Below are 468 nucleotides of genomic sequence, written 5' to 3' on the forward strand. Positions count from 1 at the left end.
TGGATATGTATAAAGAGGTCAACACCGGCACTAACCTGCCTGCGCAAATCGACCTCTACGCTACCGACGGCGAGGAGTACAAATTCCTCTGCATCGCCAAAGGCGGCGGCTCGGCCAACAAAACCTATCTGTATCAGGAAACCAAGGCGTTAATTACTCCGGCGAAGCTGAAAAATTACCTCGTCGAGAAGATGCGCACGCTGGGGACCGCGGCCTGCCCGCCGTACCATATTGCTTTTGTGATTGGCGGCACGTCGGCGGAGTCTACACTGAAAACCGTTAAGCTGGCCTCAACGAAGTATTACGATGGTCTGCCGACCGAGGGCAACGAGCACGGCCAGGCCTTCCGCGATATTCAGCTCGAAAACGAGCTGTTGCTGGAAGCGCAGAACCTTGGCCTCGGTGCGCAGTTCGGCGGTAAATACTTCGCCCACGATATTCGCGTCATCCGCCTGCCGCGCCACGGCG

The 468-nt window shown here is 57.1% G+C and carries 1 protein-coding gene; it reads left to right on the plus strand.

What is annotated here, in order from left to right; translation table 11 throughout:
* Positions 1–468 (plus strand): fumarate hydratase (locus tag HMPREF3178_RS31885; RefSeq protein WP_228705149.1); only part of this gene is annotated, 468 nt, incomplete at both ends.

Source organism: Klebsiella sp. HMSC09D12, assembly GCF_001808475.1.
GTDB lineage: Bacteria > Pseudomonadota > Gammaproteobacteria > Enterobacterales > Enterobacteriaceae > Klebsiella > Klebsiella oxytoca.